The sequence below is a fragment of the Polaromonas sp. P1_F6 genome, assembly GCF_056405695.1.
This window is the reverse complement of the sequence record NZ_JBFUBQ010000005.1, coordinates 242,856-261,762: the sequence shown is the minus strand read 5'-3', so window position 1 is coordinate 261,762 and position 18,907 is coordinate 242,856. Positions and strand designations below refer to the sequence as shown.

General features: G+C 66.8%; 6 protein-coding genes. 3 read left to right on the top strand and 3 right to left on the bottom strand.

Annotation, left to right across the window (positions count from 1 at the left end; translation table 11 throughout):
- Window positions 1-40: 40 nt before the first annotated feature.
- The 3 genes from AC1DY9_RS16595 to AC1DY9_RS16585 form a co-directional block, all read right to left on the bottom strand.
- Entirely contained in the window at window positions 41-12,124 is a 12,084-nt protein-coding gene (locus AC1DY9_RS16595; RefSeq protein WP_477667074.1) for a YDG domain-containing protein, read from the bottom strand.
- 32 nt (window positions 12,125-12,156) lie between these two features.
- Window positions 12,157-13,896, bottom strand: coding sequence for a ShlB/FhaC/HecB family hemolysin secretion/activation protein (locus AC1DY9_RS16590; protein WP_477667073.1), 1,740 nt, complete (start codon window positions 13,894-13,896; stop codon window positions 12,157-12,159).
- A gap of 650 nt (window positions 13,897-14,546) precedes the next feature.
- Window positions 14,547-15,662, bottom strand: coding sequence for a 5-methyltetrahydropteroyltriglutamate--homocysteine S-methyltransferase (locus tag AC1DY9_RS16585; RefSeq protein ID WP_457281944.1), 1,116 nt, complete (start codon window positions 15,660-15,662; stop codon window positions 14,547-14,549).
- Between the two features lie 144 nt (window positions 15,663-15,806).
- On the opposite strand from AC1DY9_RS16585, the gene AC1DY9_RS16580 reads away from it, so the two are divergent.
- The 3 genes from AC1DY9_RS16580 (at window position 15,807) to AC1DY9_RS16570 (ending at window position 18,809) form a co-directional block, all read left to right on the top strand.
- Window positions 15,807-16,901: an aromatic ring-hydroxylating dioxygenase subunit alpha gene (locus AC1DY9_RS16580; RefSeq protein ID WP_477667072.1), complete on the top strand. Its 1,095-nt coding sequence runs from the start codon at window positions 15,807-15,809 to the stop codon at window positions 16,899-16,901.
- 17 nt (window positions 16,902-16,918) lie between these two features.
- The gene (locus AC1DY9_RS16575; RefSeq protein ID WP_477667071.1) at window positions 16,919-17,713 is read left to right on the top strand and encodes a GntR family transcriptional regulator; all 795 of its coding nucleotides are present in this window, start codon (window positions 16,919-16,921) and stop codon (window positions 17,711-17,713) included.
- A 109-nt stretch (window positions 17,714-17,822) separates the two neighbouring features.
- Window positions 17,823-18,809, top strand: coding sequence for a PDR/VanB family oxidoreductase (locus tag AC1DY9_RS16570; protein WP_477667070.1), 987 nt, complete (start codon window positions 17,823-17,825; stop codon window positions 18,807-18,809).
- Window positions 18,810-18,907: the final 98 nt, after the last annotated feature.

Genomic DNA, 18,907 nt, shown 5'->3' with positions numbered 1-18,907 from the left:
GGCCACATGATACCCGCCGATAACGACGTTTTTACGTTATTTACTGGCCCTGACCGCCTCCAGCGCAGTTCAGGCCGCGGCCCTGCTCCGCGCAGTCCTGCAGGACCAGCCCGGCACTGCGCGGATCAGGGAACCCAGCCAGGCGGAAAGTCGGCACATCGGCCGCAACGCCGCCTTCGGCATCCTTGATGCCGGCGGCGCGCAGGGACTGCTGACGGCGCTCATCGCCTTCCAGGACTGGCAGCGCCGTACCGTTCACAATGCGCGCGTCACCGGTACGCTCCGCGGTACTGGCAGGGGCCGGCGTGATATTGGCTGTCGTGGCGGCCGTCGCATTCTGCAAGGTGTAATTGCCGGCGTCGGCACCTGACAGGGTGATGCCGGTAATGCTGACGGGCTTGCCATTGCCGACGGCAGGCGAATCGAAGTTTCCGGTAGCCGCCCCCACGGTGAGAACGTCCGCGCCTATGCGCCCGGTAAACGCAGCACCGCCCGTTGCCAGCGTAGCTGATGTGGTGCCGTCCTGCACCTTGTTCGCGGCGGTGATGCCGCTGACATTCGCAATCGAAGCCGGCGTGATATTGGCCGTGGTGGCGGCCGTGCTGTTGACGCTGTAGTTGACCGCATCGGTGCCGGTGATGGCAATACCGCCGACGTTGACGGTTTTACCCACGCCCGCATTCTTGTCGGCAAAGCTGGCCGAGGTGTTGCTGGCCGTGAGTACATCGCCGGCGACCCGGTTGTCGGCCAGTGTCACGGTTGCGGCAGTGCCGCCGTCGTACACCTTGTTTTGGGCCGTGGCACCCACCGTCAGGGCGCGTTGCGTGATGTTGGCGGTGGTGGCGGCCGTGGTGTTAAACGTGTAGTTTCCGGCGTCGGTGCCGGTGACGGCTATGCCGCTGACGTTCACCGTCTTGCCGGTGCCCACATTCTTGTCGCCAAAGCTGGCAGCCGTGTTGGTGGTGGCGAGCACGTCGCCGGCAACACGGTTGTCGGCAAGCGTCACGGTGGCGGCGGTTCCGCCGTCATAGACACGGTTTTGGCCTGTGGCGCTGACCGTGAGGGCTCGCTGCGTGATGTCGGCCGTGGTGGCGGCCGTGGTGTTGTACGTGTAGTTCCCGGCGTCGGAGCCGGTCACGGCAATGCCGCTGACGCTCACCGCCTTGCCTGTACCCACATTCTTGTCGCCAAGGCTGGCAGCCGTGTTGGTAGCCGTGAGCACATCGCCGGCGATCCGGTTGTCGGCAAGCGTCACGGTGGCAACGGTTCCGCCGTCATACACACGGTTCTGGCCGGTTGCGCCGACCGTGAGCGCGCGCTGCGTGATGTTGGCAGTGGTGGCTGCCGTGGTGTTGGCGCTGTAGTTGCCCGCATCGGCGCCGGTGAGGGCAATGCCGCTGACGTTCACGGTCTTGCCGGTGCCGACGTTCTTGTCGATAAAGCTCGCGGCGGTATTCGTGGCGGTCAGCACATCGCCGCTGAGGCGGTTGTCGGTCAGCGCGACGGTGGCCGCAACGCCGCCGTCATAGACACGGTTCTGGCCGGCGGCGCTGACCGTCAACGCGCGCTGCGTGATGGTCAGCGCGCCATTGGTCAAGGCCAGGGTGTAGTTTTCGCTGTTGGTACCTACGCCGGCAGTGATAGCCACCGGTCCGGCCGCCACGGCCGTCCGGTCAACGGCTGTGGTGGTGTAGTTCACGCCCAGGCTGGCGATGGTGTCGCTGTCGATCAGCCCGCTTACCACCCCGGTCAGCAGCGGGTTGGTGTCGCCATACACCTTGGTCTTGTTGTCGGCCGTAACCGTCAAGGTCGGCGCGACGCGGTAGAGGAAAGTATTTGCGCTGCCGGCCGGTACATAGCTGGCGTCGCTGTTGTAGCGCTTGCTGTAGCCGGCAACGCCCTCAAGCGTGGTGCCGGGGTCGCCGCTGTAGACCAGGTAGCGGCCAGATGCGGCCACGATGCCGCCCGCGCCCACATTGTTGACGAGCTGGCCGCCGGTGCTGACGCCGGCTGCATTGGCGCTGCCGGCCTTGAGGACGACGGCATCGCCGGTGGCGGAAGAATTCACGGCATTGTTCAACGTGAGATTTGACGCCGCGCCGGTGGTTTCAATTTTGACCGCGCCGGTGGCCGTTACGCCTGCTGTCGCGCCGACCGTGCCCACAACCAGTGCGCCGGCCTGCCTGTAGTCCACGCTGCCGGTGCTGGCGGCGAGCGTGGTGACGGCATTGCCCGCGTTTGCCAGGGTATAAGCACCCGTTCCCCCCGTCAGCGCGAGCCCTGAAGCCWGGATGGCGCCAGACTGGCTGACAGCCCCGCCTGCAGACAGGGTGGCATTGCCGGTTGTCGCAACGGCAGCCACGTCGAATCCGGCCGCGCTGCTGTACTGGATGGCCCCCGCCGCATTGGCCGTGTCTGCGGCATTGCGGGCCTGCAGGTTGATGGCGGTGCTGGTGTTGCCGCTGTTGTTGAGCGTGATGCCACCGCCGGCGTTGACCAGCGTTTTGACCTGCAGCGTGCCGGCCGTGATGTTGCCGGTACCGGCCGTCTGGGTGACCGCGCCCAGTGCCGTCAGGTTCAGTGTGCCGCTGCCGAGGTTTGAGGCCGTGCTGCCCACACCCAGGTTGACGGCGCCCGCGCTGCGCACGAAGGCGTTGGCATTGCCGGTGGTGTTGACGCTCAGGTTGCCGGCCGCCACGTCGATGCCGTTGCTGGCGTCGGTGCCGATCTGGCCGTTGGCATTGAGGGTGAGGTTCTGCGCGGTGATGGTTTGCACGCCCACATCGGTGATGGAGCCGGCATTGAGCGTCAGGGTCTTGCCGGCCAGGCCGACCGCGCCGCCTATGGTCATGGCGCCAGTGCTGGCCGTATCGCCGATGACGATGGGGCCGGTGGCGCCCGTGGCGAAGGCGCTGACTTCCGCGGCCGTGAGGTCAAAGCCCGAAGCGCCCGACAGGGACATGGTGCGGCTCGCGGTTTTGGCCTTGAGCGTCAATGCGCCACTGGTCGCCAGCGCGTTGTTGCCTGTGTTCGCGGCGATGGCGACCGTGTCGGCCGTGATCGTGATGGGCCCGCTGCCGGCAACCACGTCGACGTTGTTCTGCGTGTACGTGCCGGTGCCGGTGTCTATGGCGACAGCGTTGTTGACGGTGCTGATATTGCCAGCCACCGTTGTGCTGTTGTTGCCGTTATTCAGCGTGAAGCCGCCCGCCGCCGTGATGGCATTGAGGGTGGCGATGTTGTTGGCCTGAGTGCCGAGGTTCAGCGAGCCTGCACCCGTGCCGGCCACTGCCAGCGAGGCCGCCGTCACAGCGCCCGACTGCGTGATGTTGCCGCCGGATTGCAGCGTCAATGCCCCTGTGGTGTTGACAGCGGCCACGTCGAAGCCGGTGGCGTCGCGATAGCTGACCGCGCCATTGGCATTGGCCGTGTCGGCGGCGTTGCGGGCACGCAGATCGACCGTGGCGACCTCGTTGGCGGCATTGTTCAATGTGATGTTCGCCGTGCCGGCGGACAGCGTTTTGGCCACCAGCGTGGGTGCGGTAATGGCACCTGTCTGGGTGATGGTCGCGCCGGCCACCACTGTCAGGCTGCTATTGGCAACGGAGGTACCCAGCACCACGGCATTGGCATCGCGCAGCGAGACGTTGTTGCCGCTGGTGACGGCCACGCTGGAGAAGTTGTTGGCCGCATTGGCCAGCGTGATGTCGTTGGCTGCGCCGGCGGCCAGCGTGGTGGCGCCTGTGACCGTCACCGCGCCGGTCTGTGTGATGGCGCCGGCCGTATTCAGCGCCAGAGAGCCCGACACCACTGAGGTCCCCATCACCAGCGCATTGCTGTCGGTGATGCTGACGTTATTGCCCGTGGTGACAGCCACCGCCCCCGTGAAATCGTTGCCGGCGTTGGTCAGCGTGACGTTGTTGCCGGCGCCGGCCGCCAGAGTGGCGGTGGTCGCCTTGATGGCGCTGGTTTGCGTGAGTGCGCTTCCGGCCGTCAGGGCCAACGCACTGACGTTGAGCGCGCCATTGAGACTGATGTCGCCAGTGTCGGCGCCGGCGGTGGTGGCCGTCAGCGAGGTGGAACCGGTAACGCCCACCGAGGCACCGCCCATGGCGCCCACGGCGATGTCGTTGGCGGTCACGGCCAGCGCCGACAAGGCCAGGCTGGCGCCCGTGGTGCCGGCAATGCTCACGTCGCCGTTGCCTGCCTGCAGGATCAGCGTACGGCCCGAGGCCTGGCTGTTGACCGCTCCGTCGAACTGGATATTGGCGCCGGCACCCGCGCCGGCATTGCCGCCGCGTGAGTCCACAGTGATGCTGGCCGTATTGAGCAGTGCGTCATCCTTGATACGGACAACGCCGCCAGCACCGGAGACCGCGCCGCCGACCTGGTTGCCACCCAGCGCAGTAAGCCCGCCGGCAAGGGTGATGGTGGGCGTGGCGCCCGCTGCGTCGAGTGTGATGGCGCCTGCGTTACCGCCCGCCGCCACGCCTGTGCCGCCGTTGCCGCCGGTGGTGGTGATGGCGGCGACCGATACATTGCCGCCGGTGGAAGCCATCGACACCGCGGCGCCCTGACCGCCGGCCTGGTTGCCGCCCGCACCGTTGCCGCCAACGGCGCTGATTGCACCGGTGCTGCTGATGGCCCCCGTGGAATTGACGGTGACCGCGCCACCATTGCCACCCGAGCCGACGGTGCTGCCGTTGGTGCCGTTGGCCGTGATGGCCGCCGTGGTGACGCCCGCGCCGGAAATGTCTACCGTGCCGGCATTGCGTCCGTTGGCCGGGCCGGCAGTCGTGCCGCCGCTGGTGACTATGGCGCCAACCGCCACTGCGCCGCCGGATCCGCTAACGCTGATGTTGCCGCCATGGCCCGAAGTGCCGCCCGTAGTGGTCAGCGTACCTGCCGTGAGGTTGCCAGCCGTGTTGCTTAGGGTAATGCTGCCTGCCGAGCCGCCTGCGCCCGTGCCGGCTGCATTGCCGCTTTGCGCAGCCAGTGCACCCACCGTGACAGCACCCGCAACGGTGTTAGCCACGCCGATGCTGCCCGCATTGCCGCCGTCGCCGTTGGTGGTTCCGCCCGCACCCCCGCTGGCCGTCATGCCTGCGGTAGTGACCGCCCCCGTGGAGGTGATGCTGACGGCGCCGCCGCTGCCGCCCTTTTGACTGGACGTGGCCGCCGCCGCGCCGCCGCTGGCGGTGATGGTGCCGGTGCCCATGTTGAGGCCGGCGCCGCTGATGGTGACCGTGCCGGCATCACGGCCTGCCAGACCGCTGACCGTGGTGCCGCCGCTGGCGATGATGTTGTTGTTGAGCACTGACACCTGGCCGGCAGCAGAAAGGCTGACGTTGCCGCCGTTGCCCTTGACACCACCGGTGGTGGTGACGGCCCCGGTGGAGAGTGTTCCCGCTGCGGCGGTGTTGCTCACGGAAACACCGCCGGCCGTGCCGCCCGCACCGGTGCCCAGCGCGTTACCGGTTTGTGCCGTCAGCGTTCCGGTGGTGATATTGCCACTGCCGCTGTTGTTGACCGTGATGCTGCCGGCATTGCCACCGGCCGCATTGGTGCCGACCGCTGCGCCGCCGCTCGCCGTGAGATTGGTGAGCGTGAGGCCGTTGTTGCCGGTAATGGAAATCGCCGCACCGTTACCGCCGGCCTGGTCACCCGTCAGCGTGCCATTCGTGCCGCTGGCGGTCACGGTGGTGCCGGTCAGCAGGCCTCCTGTGGCCTGCAGCGTGACGGAACCTGCGTTGCGTCCCGCCGTGCCCGCGTTGGCGGTGCCGCCGCTGGAAACAACCGCGCCTGTCGTCAAAACGCCGGCCGTCGAGGTGACGCTGATGTTGCCGCCGTTGCCGTTGGCGCCACCCGTGGTGGTAAGCGCACCGACTGTCAGCGCCGTTCCGTTCAGCGTGATACTGCCGGCCGTGCCGCCGGCGCCCGTTCCGGTGGCGCCACCCGTTGAGGCCGTCACTGCCGCGGTGCCCAACGTGCCGCTGCCCGTGATGCTCACCACACCGGCATTGCCGCCGGCCTGGTTGGTGCCCAGGCCCGCGCTGCCACTGGCGCTGACCAGACCCGTGACCGAGCGGTTGACGCCCGTCACCGTGATATTGCCCGCATTGCGGCCAGCGCCGGTGCCACCGGCCAGCGCCGTGCCGCTGGTGTTCAGCGTGCCGGTGACCGTCACGCCGCCCTGCGAGGCCAGTGCGACCGAGCCGCCGTTGCCGCCTGCCGCGCCGCTGCTGTCTATCGCACCGGTCCCGATGTTGGCGCCTGCCGCGTTGTTGGTCACGCTGATGCTGCCGGCCGCGCCACCGGCGCCGGTACCCACTGCCGCGCCCGTACGTGCCGCGAGCCCACCCAACGCAATCGCGCCTGCCGTTGTGGAATTGTTCTGCACGGTGATGCTGCCGGCATCACCACCGTCACCGTTGGTGGTGCCACCCGCGCCGCCGTTGGCGGTGAGAGCGCCGGTGGTCACGGCATCGGTGGTCGTGATGCTGACGGCCGCGCCGCTGCCGCCTTTCAGGTTCGACGTGGCAGCTGCCGCGCCACCGCTGGCCGTGATGGTGCCCGTTCCCATATTGAGGCCGCCGCCGCTGATGGTGACGGTGCCGGCGTTACGGCCGGCCTGGCCGCTGACCGCAGTGCCGCCGCTGGTGGTGATGTTGTTGTTGACGATGGACACCTGGCCCAGTGCCGACAGATTGACATTGCCGCCGTTGCCCTTGACACCGCCGCTGGTGAGAATGGCCGCGGTGGACAAGGTACCGCCGGCCGCCGCGTTGGCCACGCTGACGCTGCCGGCCGTGCCGCCTGCACCTGTGCCCACCGCATTGCCGGTTTGCGCCGTCAGCGTTCCAGTGGCGATATTGCCGCTGCCGCTGTTGTTGACCGTGATGCTGCCGGCATTGCCGCCGGCCGCATTGGTACCCACGCCTGCGCCGCCGCTGGCCGTGAGGTTGGTCACCGTGATGCCGCCGGTGCCGGCAAGGGAAATCGCCGCGCCATTGCCGCCGGCCTGGTCGCCCGCCAGTGCGCCGTTGGTACCGCTGGCCGTAATGGTCGTGCCGGTGAGCAGGCCGCCCGTGGCCTGCAAGGTGACCGCTGCTGCGTTGCGACCCGCCGTGCCGGCATTGGCCGCGCCACCGCTGGTATTGATGACGCCGGCCGTCAAAACGCCCGCCGTGGACGTGACACTGACGGCGCCGCCGTCGCCGTTGGCGGTGCCTGTGGTCGTCAGCGCGCCAGCTGTGACGGCGCTGCCCGTCAGCGTGATGCTGCCGGCGTTGCCGCCGGCGCCCGTTCCTGTTGCGGCACCTGTTTGGGACGTGATGCCGACCGCGCCAAGTGTGCCGCTGCCGGTGATGCTCACCGCGCCGGCGTTGCCACCCGCCTGGTTGGCACCCAGCCCCGCGCCGCCGCTGGCGGTGATCAGGCCCGTGACCGAGCGGTTGACGCCGCTCAGGGTAATGTTGCCGGCATTTTTTCCTGCGGCGGTCACCCCGGCGCCGATAGCACCGCCGCTGGTGTTGATCGTTCCGCCGACCGTGAGAGCGCCCTGCGAACTCAGGACGACGTCGGCGCCGGCGCCGTTGGTGCCGCCATTGGCCGTCACAGCCCCTGCGATGGAGAGGGCTTGCCCGGCCGCGCTGTTGGTCACCTGCACAGCGCCGGCGGTGCCGCCCGTGCCGGCGCCGAAAGCAGCCCCGCTGTTGGAGCTCAGTGCTCCCAGCAAGATGGCGCCAGTGGTGGCCGAATTGTTGATGACGGTGATGCTGCCCGCGCTGCCGCCGTTGGCCGGCGTGGCAATGCCCGCACCGCCCGTGGTGTTGATGGCGCCGGCGGTGATGCCGCCCGCGGCAGCCGTGATTTGCACATTGGCGCCGTTGCCGCCGCTTTGGCCGGCGCCTATGCCTGGCGTGCCGTTGGCCGTGATGTTTCCGGTACCGGTGCTCACGCTTGCGCCTGAGAGCGTGACGGTGCCGGCATTGCGGCCTGCATTGCCCGTCAAGGTGACGCCGCCGGCCGTATTGATCGCGCCTGCAGCACCAGTGGACAGCGCACCCTGGGCACTCAGGGTGACGGCACCGCCGTCGCCTTTGGTGCCGCCGGTGGTGGTGATGCCTGCCGTCGTGACATTGCCGGCCGCTGCCGTATTCGTGACGGCGACGCTGGCCGCGGTGCCCCCTGCGCCCGTGCCGATTGCATTGCCGGTTTGGGCCGCCAGGGTTCCGGTGGTGATGTTTCCGCTGCCGCTGTTGTTGACCGTGATACTGCCGGCATTTCCGCCGGCAGCATTGGTGCCCACACCCGCGCCGCCGCTGGCCGCGAGATTGGTGACGCTGATGCCACTGTTGCCGGTAATGGAGATCACCGCACCGTTGCCGCCGGCCTGGTCGCCCGTCAGAGTGCCGTTCGTGCCGCTGGCGGTCATGGTGGCGCCGGTCAACAGACCACCCGTGGCCTGCAGCGTCACCGTTCCGGCATTGCGCCCGGCCGTTCCCGCATTGGCTGTGCCGCCGCTGGAAACGATCGCGCCTGTCGTCAAAACGCCGGCCGTCGAGGTGGCGCTGACAGTGCCGCCGTTGCCGTTGGCGCCGCCCGTGGTCGTCAGGGTACCAGTGGTCACTGCCGTGCCGTCCAACATGATGCTGCCTGCTGTGCCGCCCGCGCCGGTGCCCGTCGCTGCACCGGTTTGTGCTGCGATGTTGTTCGTGCCCAGGCTGCCGCTGCCGGTGATGCTCACCACGCCGGCATTGCCACCGGCCTGGTTGGTACCCATCCCTGCACCGCCGCTGGCGGTGATGGCACCGGTGACGGCGCGGTTGACGCCCGTGATCGTGACGTTGCCGGCGTTCTTGCCTGCTGCGGTCATACCGGTACCCAACGCGCCGCCGCTGGTGGTGATCAGCCCGCTGACGGTAAGGGCACCTTGTGAGCTCAGGGTGACATCGGCACCGGCGCTGTTGGTGCCGCCGTTGGCCGTGATGGCCCCCGTGGTGAGGCCTTGCCCGGCCGCATTGTTGGTCACCTGCACGGCACCGGCCGTGCCGCCAGCGCCGGTCCCGAAGGCCGCTCCGCTGCTGGAGCTCAGCCCTCCCAGTGAGATGGCGCCCACCGTCGCCGAGTTGTTGATGACGGTGATCGTGCCCGCATTGCCGCCGCTGGCCAGGGTGGCAATGCCCGCACCGCCCGTTGTATTGACGGCACCGGCTGTGATGGCGCCCGTGGCGGTGACTTGCACATTGGCGCCATTGCCGCCATTTTGGCCAGCGCCTATACCCGGCGTGCCGTTGGCGGTGATGTTGCCCGTGCCAGTGCTTACGCTTGCACCCGAGAGTGTGACGGCGCCAGCATTGCGGCCGGCATAGCCTGCCAGCGTGACGCCACCGGCCGTGTTGATGGTGCCAGCAGCGCCGGTGGACAAAGCGCCCAGCGCACTCAGGTTCACGGCGCCGCCGTCGCCTTTGGCTCCGCCCGTCGTGGTGACTCCCGCGGTCGTCAGGTTGCCCGCGGCAGCCGTATTCGTCACCGAAATGCTGCCGGCCGCACCGCCGGTACCGGTGCCCGTGGCCGTGCCGGTCTGTGCGGCCAGCGCGGCGGCAGTGATGTTGCCGGTACCGCTGTTGGTAACCGTGATGGTTCCTGCATTGCCGCCCGACGCATTGGCGCCCACACCGGCCCCGCCACTGGCGGTCATGGCTGCGCCTGCGATGCCGCCCGCGGCGACTATGGAGACTGCGCCCGCGTTGCCGCCGTTGCCGGCCGTGTTGCCGGCCGTGCCGCTGGCCGTTACAGCGCCCAGCGCGGTGATGGCGCCGGCCGCCGTGATGTTGATTGCACCGGCATTGCGGCCTGCAGTGTTGGCCAGTGCCGTGCCGCCGGTGCTGGTGACGGTGCCCGCGCTCAGTGCACCGGCGGAATTGAGCGTGATGGCGCCGCCGTCGCCGTTGTTGCCGCCCTGGGTGGTGATGTTGCCGGTGCCCAGGCTGGCGCTGGCCACGCTGTTGGTCACGGAGATGCTGCCGGCCGTGCCGCCGGCGCCGGTGGTGACCGCATTGCCGGTGCTGGCGGTCAACCCGCTCACAGCGACGTTACCGTTGCCGCTGTTAGCCAGGATGATGCTGCCCGCGTTGCCCCCGGCCGCGATGCCCGTCGTGCCAGCGGCACCGCCGCTGGCCGTGAGGGTGCCTGTGCTGGAGATGCCGCCGGTGGAGGTAATGTTGATACTGCCGCCCGTACCACCGGCCTGTCCAGCCCCCAGCCCGGCGGAACCGCTGGCGGTGATGGCGGCGGTGGTGACACCGGCGCCCGAGATGCTGACGGCCCCACCGCTACGGCCTGGGTTGCCGGTTGTGGCAGGGCCTCCGATGGCGTTGATGGCCCCGAGCAGGTTGACAGTGCCCGTAGCGTTGAGGGTGACGTTGCCGGCATTGGTATTGCCGGCGCCTGTGGTGGTGATGCTACCGGCCGCGGTGCTGGTGATATTGGCCGCCGAAAGATTCACGCCGCCGGAAGCCGTTAGTGCGGCATTGAGGGCAATCGTGTTGCCAGCTTCAAAGCGGACCTTGTTGCCCGCCGTCATGGCCAGTGCGCTGGCCAGCGTGATGTTGCGCGAGGCCTGGAGGTACAGCTCGCTATAGCCGGTAATGTCGGCGATCTGGATGGTGTACGTGCCCGTCGGGCTCGGTGGATCGAAGAGGGCCACGTCGGGCGTGCCATCGGCATTGTTGGGCGGTGAGGACTGTATGGTGGTGTTGATGTCGATGTCCTGCGGATCCAGCAGCACCCTTCCGCCAGTGCCGGCCGGCGCGGCCACGTCGATACTGCCGCGCAGGTCCAGCTGCTGCTTGCCCGAAACCTCGACAAAGCCGCCGTCACCACCGTTGGCGCCGCCGCGCGCGCTGATGGCGCCGCTGTGGCGCGTGTCACCGTCGGCCCAGACCACCACTTTTCCGCCTTTGCCGCTGTCTGTCGCGTCGGCCCGTATCGATGCGCCTGCGGCCACATAAGTGCGTGAAGCATTCTGGACGGCCGCATTGCCGCCCTGGTAATCGCCGCCCACCAGCGCGGTGCCGCCGCCGGCTGCGCCGGAGACGTCAATGGCAGCACCGGTGTCCAGCGCCACCTTGTCGCCCAGCACCTGCACCGTGCCGCCGCTCTGGCCCGGGGCGGTGCCGCTGGCATCGAGTGTGCCGGAGACCTGGACAACACCTGTGCCACCGCCGCTCAGCACAATCGTGCCGTTGCGCTCCACGGCTGAGTTGGCGCGGATGACGCCGGACTGGTTGATGACGGTCGCCATGGCATCGCCCATGGCACTGGCCAGCACGGCAACCCGGCCGCCCGTGGCCGTGATACTGCCGCTGTTGGTGATCGCGGCCTGCGCGGCCGCGGCGTCCACCGAGAAGCGCACCAGGCCCACACCCGAGGTGTCGACCGACACACGCGAGCCCGCGAGCAGGCCGACGGAGCCGGCTTCGGCGCTGATGGCGCCGGTATTGCTGACCTGGGGTGCGGCCAGCAGCACGTAGCCGCCGCGCGCGACGTTGATGCTGCCGTGGTTGTCCACGCGGCCGGAGGCGTTGCCGCTGAAGGTGTAGCGGCCTGCCATGAAGTCGCCGTTGCCGATGTCGAGACTGGAGGCGACGAGCCCGCCCACATTGACTTGCGCCCCAGGAGCGAACATCACACCGGCCGGGTTGATCAGGAAGACCTGGCCGTTGGCGCTCAGCGAACCGAAGATGGATGAGGCACCGTTGCCGATGACGCGGTTCAGCGCGACGGACGAAGCGCCGGGCTGCACGAACTGCATCGATTGGCCCACGCCGATGTTGAAGCTTTGCCAGTTCAGCACCGCCTTGTCGCTGGTCTGGTTGACCACCATGGCGTTGGCCGACGGCGTGCTGACGCTGGCCTGGCCTCCCACCAACTGCGCGCCTTCAGGCAAGGCGGTGGCCCAGGGCGAGACAGCCGCCAGCAGGGTTGCAAGCAGGCGCGACAGCCTGCGGTCGCTGCGGATGCGGTAAGTGGCCGAGAGCTTGCGCGACAGGCGGACCACCACCGTGCGCACGGACCAGGGGCGATAGGCGGCGCGAGGGGAAGAAGTGGGGGCGGTCATGATGGGTATGCAGAGCAGGGAGTGGGGCCGGGCTAGAACCAGGCTTGGACCGACAGCCAGGCGCGCGGCGCACGGTCCGGGTCGCCGGTGGACGGCGGCGCCGTCGTCGTGCGCCATGCCAGGTAGGTCTTGACCAGGAATTTGCCGGGCTGGCCCAGCGTGGCGCCCACACCGACGGAACCGAGGCTCAGYGTGTTGGCATTGCCCGGCACAGTGGGGCCGTTCTGGTTGAAGCGAATGCGCCCATGGTCATAGAAAGCCAGCAGAGTCAAAGGCTCACCCCAGACCGTTGGCGCGAGCTGGTAACGCGACTCCAGGTTCAACAGGAAACCGGCGTCGCCGACGCCTTCCCCCACCGGGTAGCCGCGCACGCCATTGGGCCCGCCCAGAACCATTTTTTCGGCCGAGCTGAGGTTTTTCGACGCCAGCTGGGCCTGTGCCGCGACGTGAAAGCTGTAAGCGGCATCAAAAAACTGGGAGCGCTGGAATTCCAGGTTCAGCTTGCTGAAACCGCCCGCTGTGCGCAGGCCGCCGAGGCCATCGTCAAGCGCCTGATCGGCCGCATTCAACGTGAGGCGGCCGAAGGTGGCGTTCACGGCATAGTTGTTCAGGCTGCTGCCGCCCGCCAGTTCGTCGATGAAGTTACCCGCCAGCCCCAGCCTGAGCGCGGCGATGTCGCGCTCGCTTTTGAGTGCGGGTGTGCGCGTTTCGTCAACGAGCTTTTTTTGCTCTGCACTGATGAGGCCGTACAAATTGTTGGCGCGCCCGCGCAGCAGGGGGTGGGACAGGTTGAGGCCGAGAATGTCGGCCCGGCCGCTGGCCCCCAGAGGCTCGAATTGCTTGCCCAGCGCGTAATCCAGGCGCACCGCGCTGACACCCACCCGCGTGCCGTAAGCGCCGACCGGCACGGTGTAGCCGGCGCGGTACAGGGTCGAGCCAGCCTGGTCGCTTTGCTGGGTGCTCAAGGCCAGCACGTCACCGCGCCCCAGCAGGTTGTTGAGATTGGCACTTAAAGTGACACGCGCGGCACCAGCGGCGCGCGCGCCATGGTTGTCTACGCTGACCGAGCCGTCGGCGCGCGGCCCTTTGCCCTGCACGGTGATCAGGACATCCGCCAGGCCCAGGCGATCTCCAGGCTCAACCGTAGCGCCGGCGTCATATCCCGCCAGGTCGCGCAACAGCAACACGGGCTTGTCGAGTGCGTATTCGGTAACGGCGTCACCGGACCGCAGCTGGCTGCCCACCAGTTCTTCCGCGAACGCCTTTGAGATGCCGGCGCCGTCGACACGCACAGAGACGCGGCCGACCCGCGCTTCAATGATGGTGATGGCGACAGTCCCGCCCTCTGCGGGAAACGCCTGCTCGGGCAGGTACGCCTGCGTGAGCAGATAGCCGTTCTGCCGGTAAAGCGCGCTGATGGCATTGGCGGCATCTGTGAGGCCGGCCAGATCCGTGGGCCGGTGGAGCCGGCTCGACAGCAAAGCCGCAAGTGCTTCACTGGAGAAAACGCTGTTGCCGGAAAAGCTGAACGCCGCTGGCGTAATGCGCGCAGTTCCCGCCGCTGGCTCCGCAACCCGGGGCGGTGCCAGTTCGGGCAGTGGCCCGCTACGCAAGGGCAGCAACGGTAACGAACCTTGCGGCTCCAGCAGCGTTCCGGCATCGGGCCGCACGTCTGCCCGGACCTGCGCCAGCGCAGGGACGTGCAGGGCGATGCATACGCCCAGAACTCCCCAGGCGACAAGCCTGGATGCCAGAAAGACTGAACTGCTCAAGAAGCGACCCTTTCGGCGTACAAATGCAACAAAATGTTTTATCGGTTGTAGCGCTTTGCTCTTACGCTGTCCAATATTTTTTGTTAAAACACCTCCTATTTTCGCTGTAAGTGTTTGTTTTTGCACAGTTATTTAAAGATCCTGGAAAAATAAGCCGGCACGCCGATGGCTCTTTGCCAAATGTAAGTAAATGTTCATTGCCCTATTCCCACCGACAGGCAGACAGAAGTGGTCGTCGTCCGCACGAAGGAGCACCGGTCAATAGGGATAAGAAGAGGAGGCAAAGAAGAGGGGCGGCACTCATGGGGTACGCGCCGGCCGGCAGCGCCCGTACTGGCGAGGGCTGCGCCAGAAGCCTGCGGGCGGCATGCCCAGGCCATGCTTGCTATCTTTTTGAGAGCTGCTTGCGCACGTCCAGTGGGAATGGTGAGCCGTTTGATGCCCAATCGTGGCACCGACCCGTTGGCCGGGGTTGCCCACGGGATCGCCGCCAACCGGGAGCCACCAAGCCACAGCGAAACTACCGACGCAGCAGAAGGCGCCGGTTAACGGCCCCCAAAAAAACAGGCTGGAGTCAGCCAGGCCCCCTCGCTAAAGATACGAGAAGGGGATACGAGAAGGGGAGGATGAGTGCCAGTCCCGGGGTCAGCTCAGGCTGTGCCCCACACCTCGCGTGCGGTTTCGACCACCAGGCGCAGCTTGTTGCGTTGCGCTTCCACGGCGATGTTGTTGCCGTGCACGGTGCTGCTGAAGCCGCACTGCGGTGACAGCGCGAGCTGCTCCAGCGGCGCGTATTTCGCAGCGTCTTCAATGCGGCGCTTCAGGTCGTCCTTGCTTTCCATTTCACCGAACTTGGTAGTGACCAGGCCCAGCACCACGGTCTTGCCCTTGGGCAGGTAGCGCAGGGGTTTGAAGTCGCCGCTGCGGCTGTCGTCGTACTCGAGGAAATAGGCGTCCAGGTCCATCTCCTTGAGCAGCGCCTCGGCCACCGGCTCGTAGTTGCCGGCCGCGGCGTGGGTGCTCTTGAAGTTGCCGCGGCACAAATGCATGGCCAGCGTCATGCCGGCGGGCTTTTGCGCGACCACCTTGTTGATGAATTTGGCGTAGCGGTGCGGCAGCTCGTTGGGATCGTCTCCGCGCTGGCGCGCCGCTTCACGCATTTTCTCGTCGCACAGGTAGGCCAGGTTGGTGTCGTCCATCTGCACATAGGTACAGCCGGCCGCGGCCAGGCTGCGCAGTTCGTCGCCATAGGCCTTGGCTACGTCGTCGTAAAAAGCCGGGTCGAGTTCGGGATAGGCCTCTTTGCTGATGCCGGCGCGGCCGCCGCGAAAGTGCAGCATCGTTGGCGAGGGAATGGTGACCTTGGGCGTGTTGCCCGCACTGACCTGGCTTTTGAGGTACTGGAAGTCGGCGAGCTGGATGTCCTTGACGTGGCGCACCTTGTCGATCACCCGCATCACCGGCGGCGCCAGTTCCATGCTGCCGTCGGGCCGCTGGATGGTGACCGGGATATCGGTCTTCACGCCGCCGATCTGCTCGAGGAAGTCGATGTGGAAGTAGGTGCGGCGGAATTCGCCGTCAGTGATGCTTTTGAGGCCCACGTCTTCCTGGAACTTCACGATTTCGGTGATGGCCTGGTCTTCGACCTTGCGCAGTTGTTCGGGCGTGATCTGGCCCTTGGCCTTTTGCTCGCGGGCTTCCAGCAGGTACTGCGGGCGCAGAAAGCTGCCGACATGGTCATAACGGGCGGGTAGCTTGGCGGTCATGGGAAAGTCTCCATCGGTTGCAGGCACAAACCCCCATGGTATTCCAGCAAAATCACCCCTTATTGAATACAGAAATTCCGTATTTTCCCTGAATTTCCCTATTTTTCTTGGCTTTATGGCAATTTATGTATACATTGCGTATCCATGAATGCCCAGAAATCGACTTTCCCCCTGAACGCCTGGTATGCCGCCGCTTATGACGTAGAGGTGGGCCGCACGCTGCTGGCGCGCACGATTTGCAAACAGAAGGTGGTGATGTTCCGCCGCACCGACGGCCAGGTCGCCGTACTGGAAGACGCCTGCTGGCACCGGCTGCTGCCGCTGTCCATGGGCGCGCTGAACGGCGACGAGGTGACCTGCGGTTACCACGGCCTGGTCTATAACGCCCAGGGCCGCTGCACCCACATGCCCAGCCAGGAAACGCTGAACCCTTCGGCCTGCGTGCGTGCCTTCCCGGTACTGGAAAAGCATCGCTTTGTCTGGATCTGGCCCGGCGACCCGGCCAAGGCCGACCCGGCGCTGGTGCCCGACATGCATTGGAACGACGACGCAGACTGGGCCGGCGACGGCAAGCTGATCACGGTGAAGTGCGACTACCGCCTGGTCGTCGACAACCTGATGGACCTGACCCACGAAACCTTTGTGCACGGCTCCAGCATCGGCCAGCGCGCCGTGGCCGAGGCGCCCTTTGTCGCCACGCATGGCGACCGTACGGCCACCGTCACGCGCTGGATGGAAAACATCGACGCACCGCCGTTCTGGGCCGGGCAGATTGAGCACGCGCGCGGCTACAGGGGCAAGGTGGACCGCTGGCAAATCATCAAATTCGAAGCGCCCTGCACTGTGAACATCGACGTCGGCGTGGCCGAAGCCGGATCGGGTGCGCCACCCAAAGACGGCCAGCCGGGCGACCGCAGCAAGGGCGTCAATGGTTTTGTGCTGAATACGGTGACGCCGGAAACAGACGGCAGCTGCCACTACTTCTGGGCTTTCGCACGCAATTACTGCCTGGGTGAACAGCGCCTGACGCACCAGCTGCGCGAGGGCGTGGCCGGCATCTTCCGCGAGGACGAACATGTGCTGGAGGCCCAGCAAATCGCCATCGACGAACACCCGGACCACCAGTTCTACAACCTCAACATCGATGCCGGCTCGATGTGGGCCCGGCGCCTGATAGACGGACTGATCGCGAAAGAAAAACCACCGGCGCCTGTCATCACTATCCGGCTGGCGGCCTGAGGCGGGGATCATTTTTTATGCGAACCACAATCAATGCTATCAATTCAGTAGCTGCCAGCGCGGATTCCGAAAGGGCTACAGGCCAAAATAGCCTTGAAAGCGCGCAGGTGCGGGCGCAGCTTCAGCTTCGCGAGATGATCCTGGCCGGCGAGTTGCCCGGCGGAGCACGCATTGCCGAGCTGTCCATCGTTGAAAAACTCGGCTTCTCACGCACACCCATCCGCGCGGCATTGATGCGGTTGGAGCAGGAAGGCCTGCTGGAGTCGCTGCCCAACGGCGGCTACGCCGTGCGCACGTTTTCCGAACGCGATGTGTCCGAAGCGATCGAACTGCGCGGCACCATTGAAGGGCTGTCGGCGCGGCTGGCCGCCGAGCGCGGCGCACCCACCGTGGTTCTGAACGAAGCCCGCGAATGCCTGGGCAAGATCGATGCGGTGCTCAGCCAGCCTGCGCTGGACGATGAGGCTTTCTCTTCCTACGTCGCGCTGAACGAGCGGTTTCATGAACTGCTGGGTGAAATGGCCGGTAGCAGCGTCATTGCCAAGGAGCTCGAACGCGTGTTCAGCCTGCCGTTTGCGTCGCCTTCGGGTTTTGTGGTGGTGCAGGCCAATTCCCCGGGCGCTCGCGACATGCTGGTCGTGGCGCAGGACCAGCACCGACAGGTGCTCGACGCCATTGAGCAGCGCGAGGGCTCGCGCGCCGAAGCGATCATGCGCGAGCACTCACGCCTGGCCCAGCGCAACCTGCGCGCTGCCGTGGCCAGCCACAACCTGGACCAGATGCCCGGCGTGCGGCTCATACGGAAGAAATGACGTCCCCCCAAAGCGGCCTGCGGCCGCCTCCCCCCAAGGGGCGCCACCAGTGGCCCGGCAAAGCCGGTTCCACGGCGGCCCTCGAATTTAAGAGATCACGGAAAACTGAATGAAAGCCACCTCCAGCTGGACCGATGCGGTCATTGAATCTTTTGACGAACTCACGCCCACCGTGCGCGAGTTCCGCATCCGGCCCATGGGTGACGCAGCCACCGTGCAGCGCCACGAACCTGGCAGCCACCTGCAGGTACAGCTGCTGGTGGACGACAAGCCGCAGCTTCGTTCTTACTCACTGGTCAGCGAGACCGATGGCCAAACGTATCGCATCGCGGTGAAGCGGCTGGACGACGGCCGCGGCGGTTCGCGCGCGATGTGGCAGCTGGCCGCTGGCGACCGGTTGCAGGTGAGCGGGCCGCGCAACCATTTCCCGCTGGACTTCAATGCCCCGGCTTACCTGCTGGTGGCCGGCGGCATAGGCATCACGCCGCTGGTGGGCATGGCCCTGGCGCTGGCCGACCGCTGTGCGCAGTCGGGCCGGCCGCTGCGCATGCTGTATGGCGTGCGCAGTGAATCTGAACTGGCTTACGGCGAAATGCTGCGGGCTTGCCTGGGCGAGCGGCTGCAGGCGGCCGTCGACGCGCGCATCGATTTCGCCGGCGAGATCGCAGCGCTACCGGCCGGCGCGCAAATGTATGTCTGCGGCCCGGTGCCCATGCTGGACGCGGCGCGCCATGCCTGGGAAGCCTCGGGCCGGCCAGCGGCCGACCTGCGTTATGAAACCTTCGGCAACAGCGGGCGCTTCGCACCGCAGGCTTTTCGGGTGCAAATCCCCCGCCACGCGCTGGACATCACTGTGCCGGCCGACTGCAGCCTGCTGGATGCGCTGGAGCAGGCTGGGGTGCAGGCCGTCTTCGACTGCAAGCGCGGCGAATGCGGCCTGTGCACACTGGACGTGCTGGCGGTCGACGGCGAGATCGACCACCGCGACGTCTTTCTGAGCGAGCACGAGAAACAACAAAACACGCGCTTGTGCGCCTGTGTCTCGCGCGTGGTCGGTTCGGTGACGCTGGATTCTTCCTACCGGCCCGACGCGTGAGGGGACAACTTGTGTGCGATCACCGGGTCATGCGCGCGATGATCGCGCAACCGACCGCGAACCAACAGCAACCCCGTGAGCGGCAACCCACACAATGA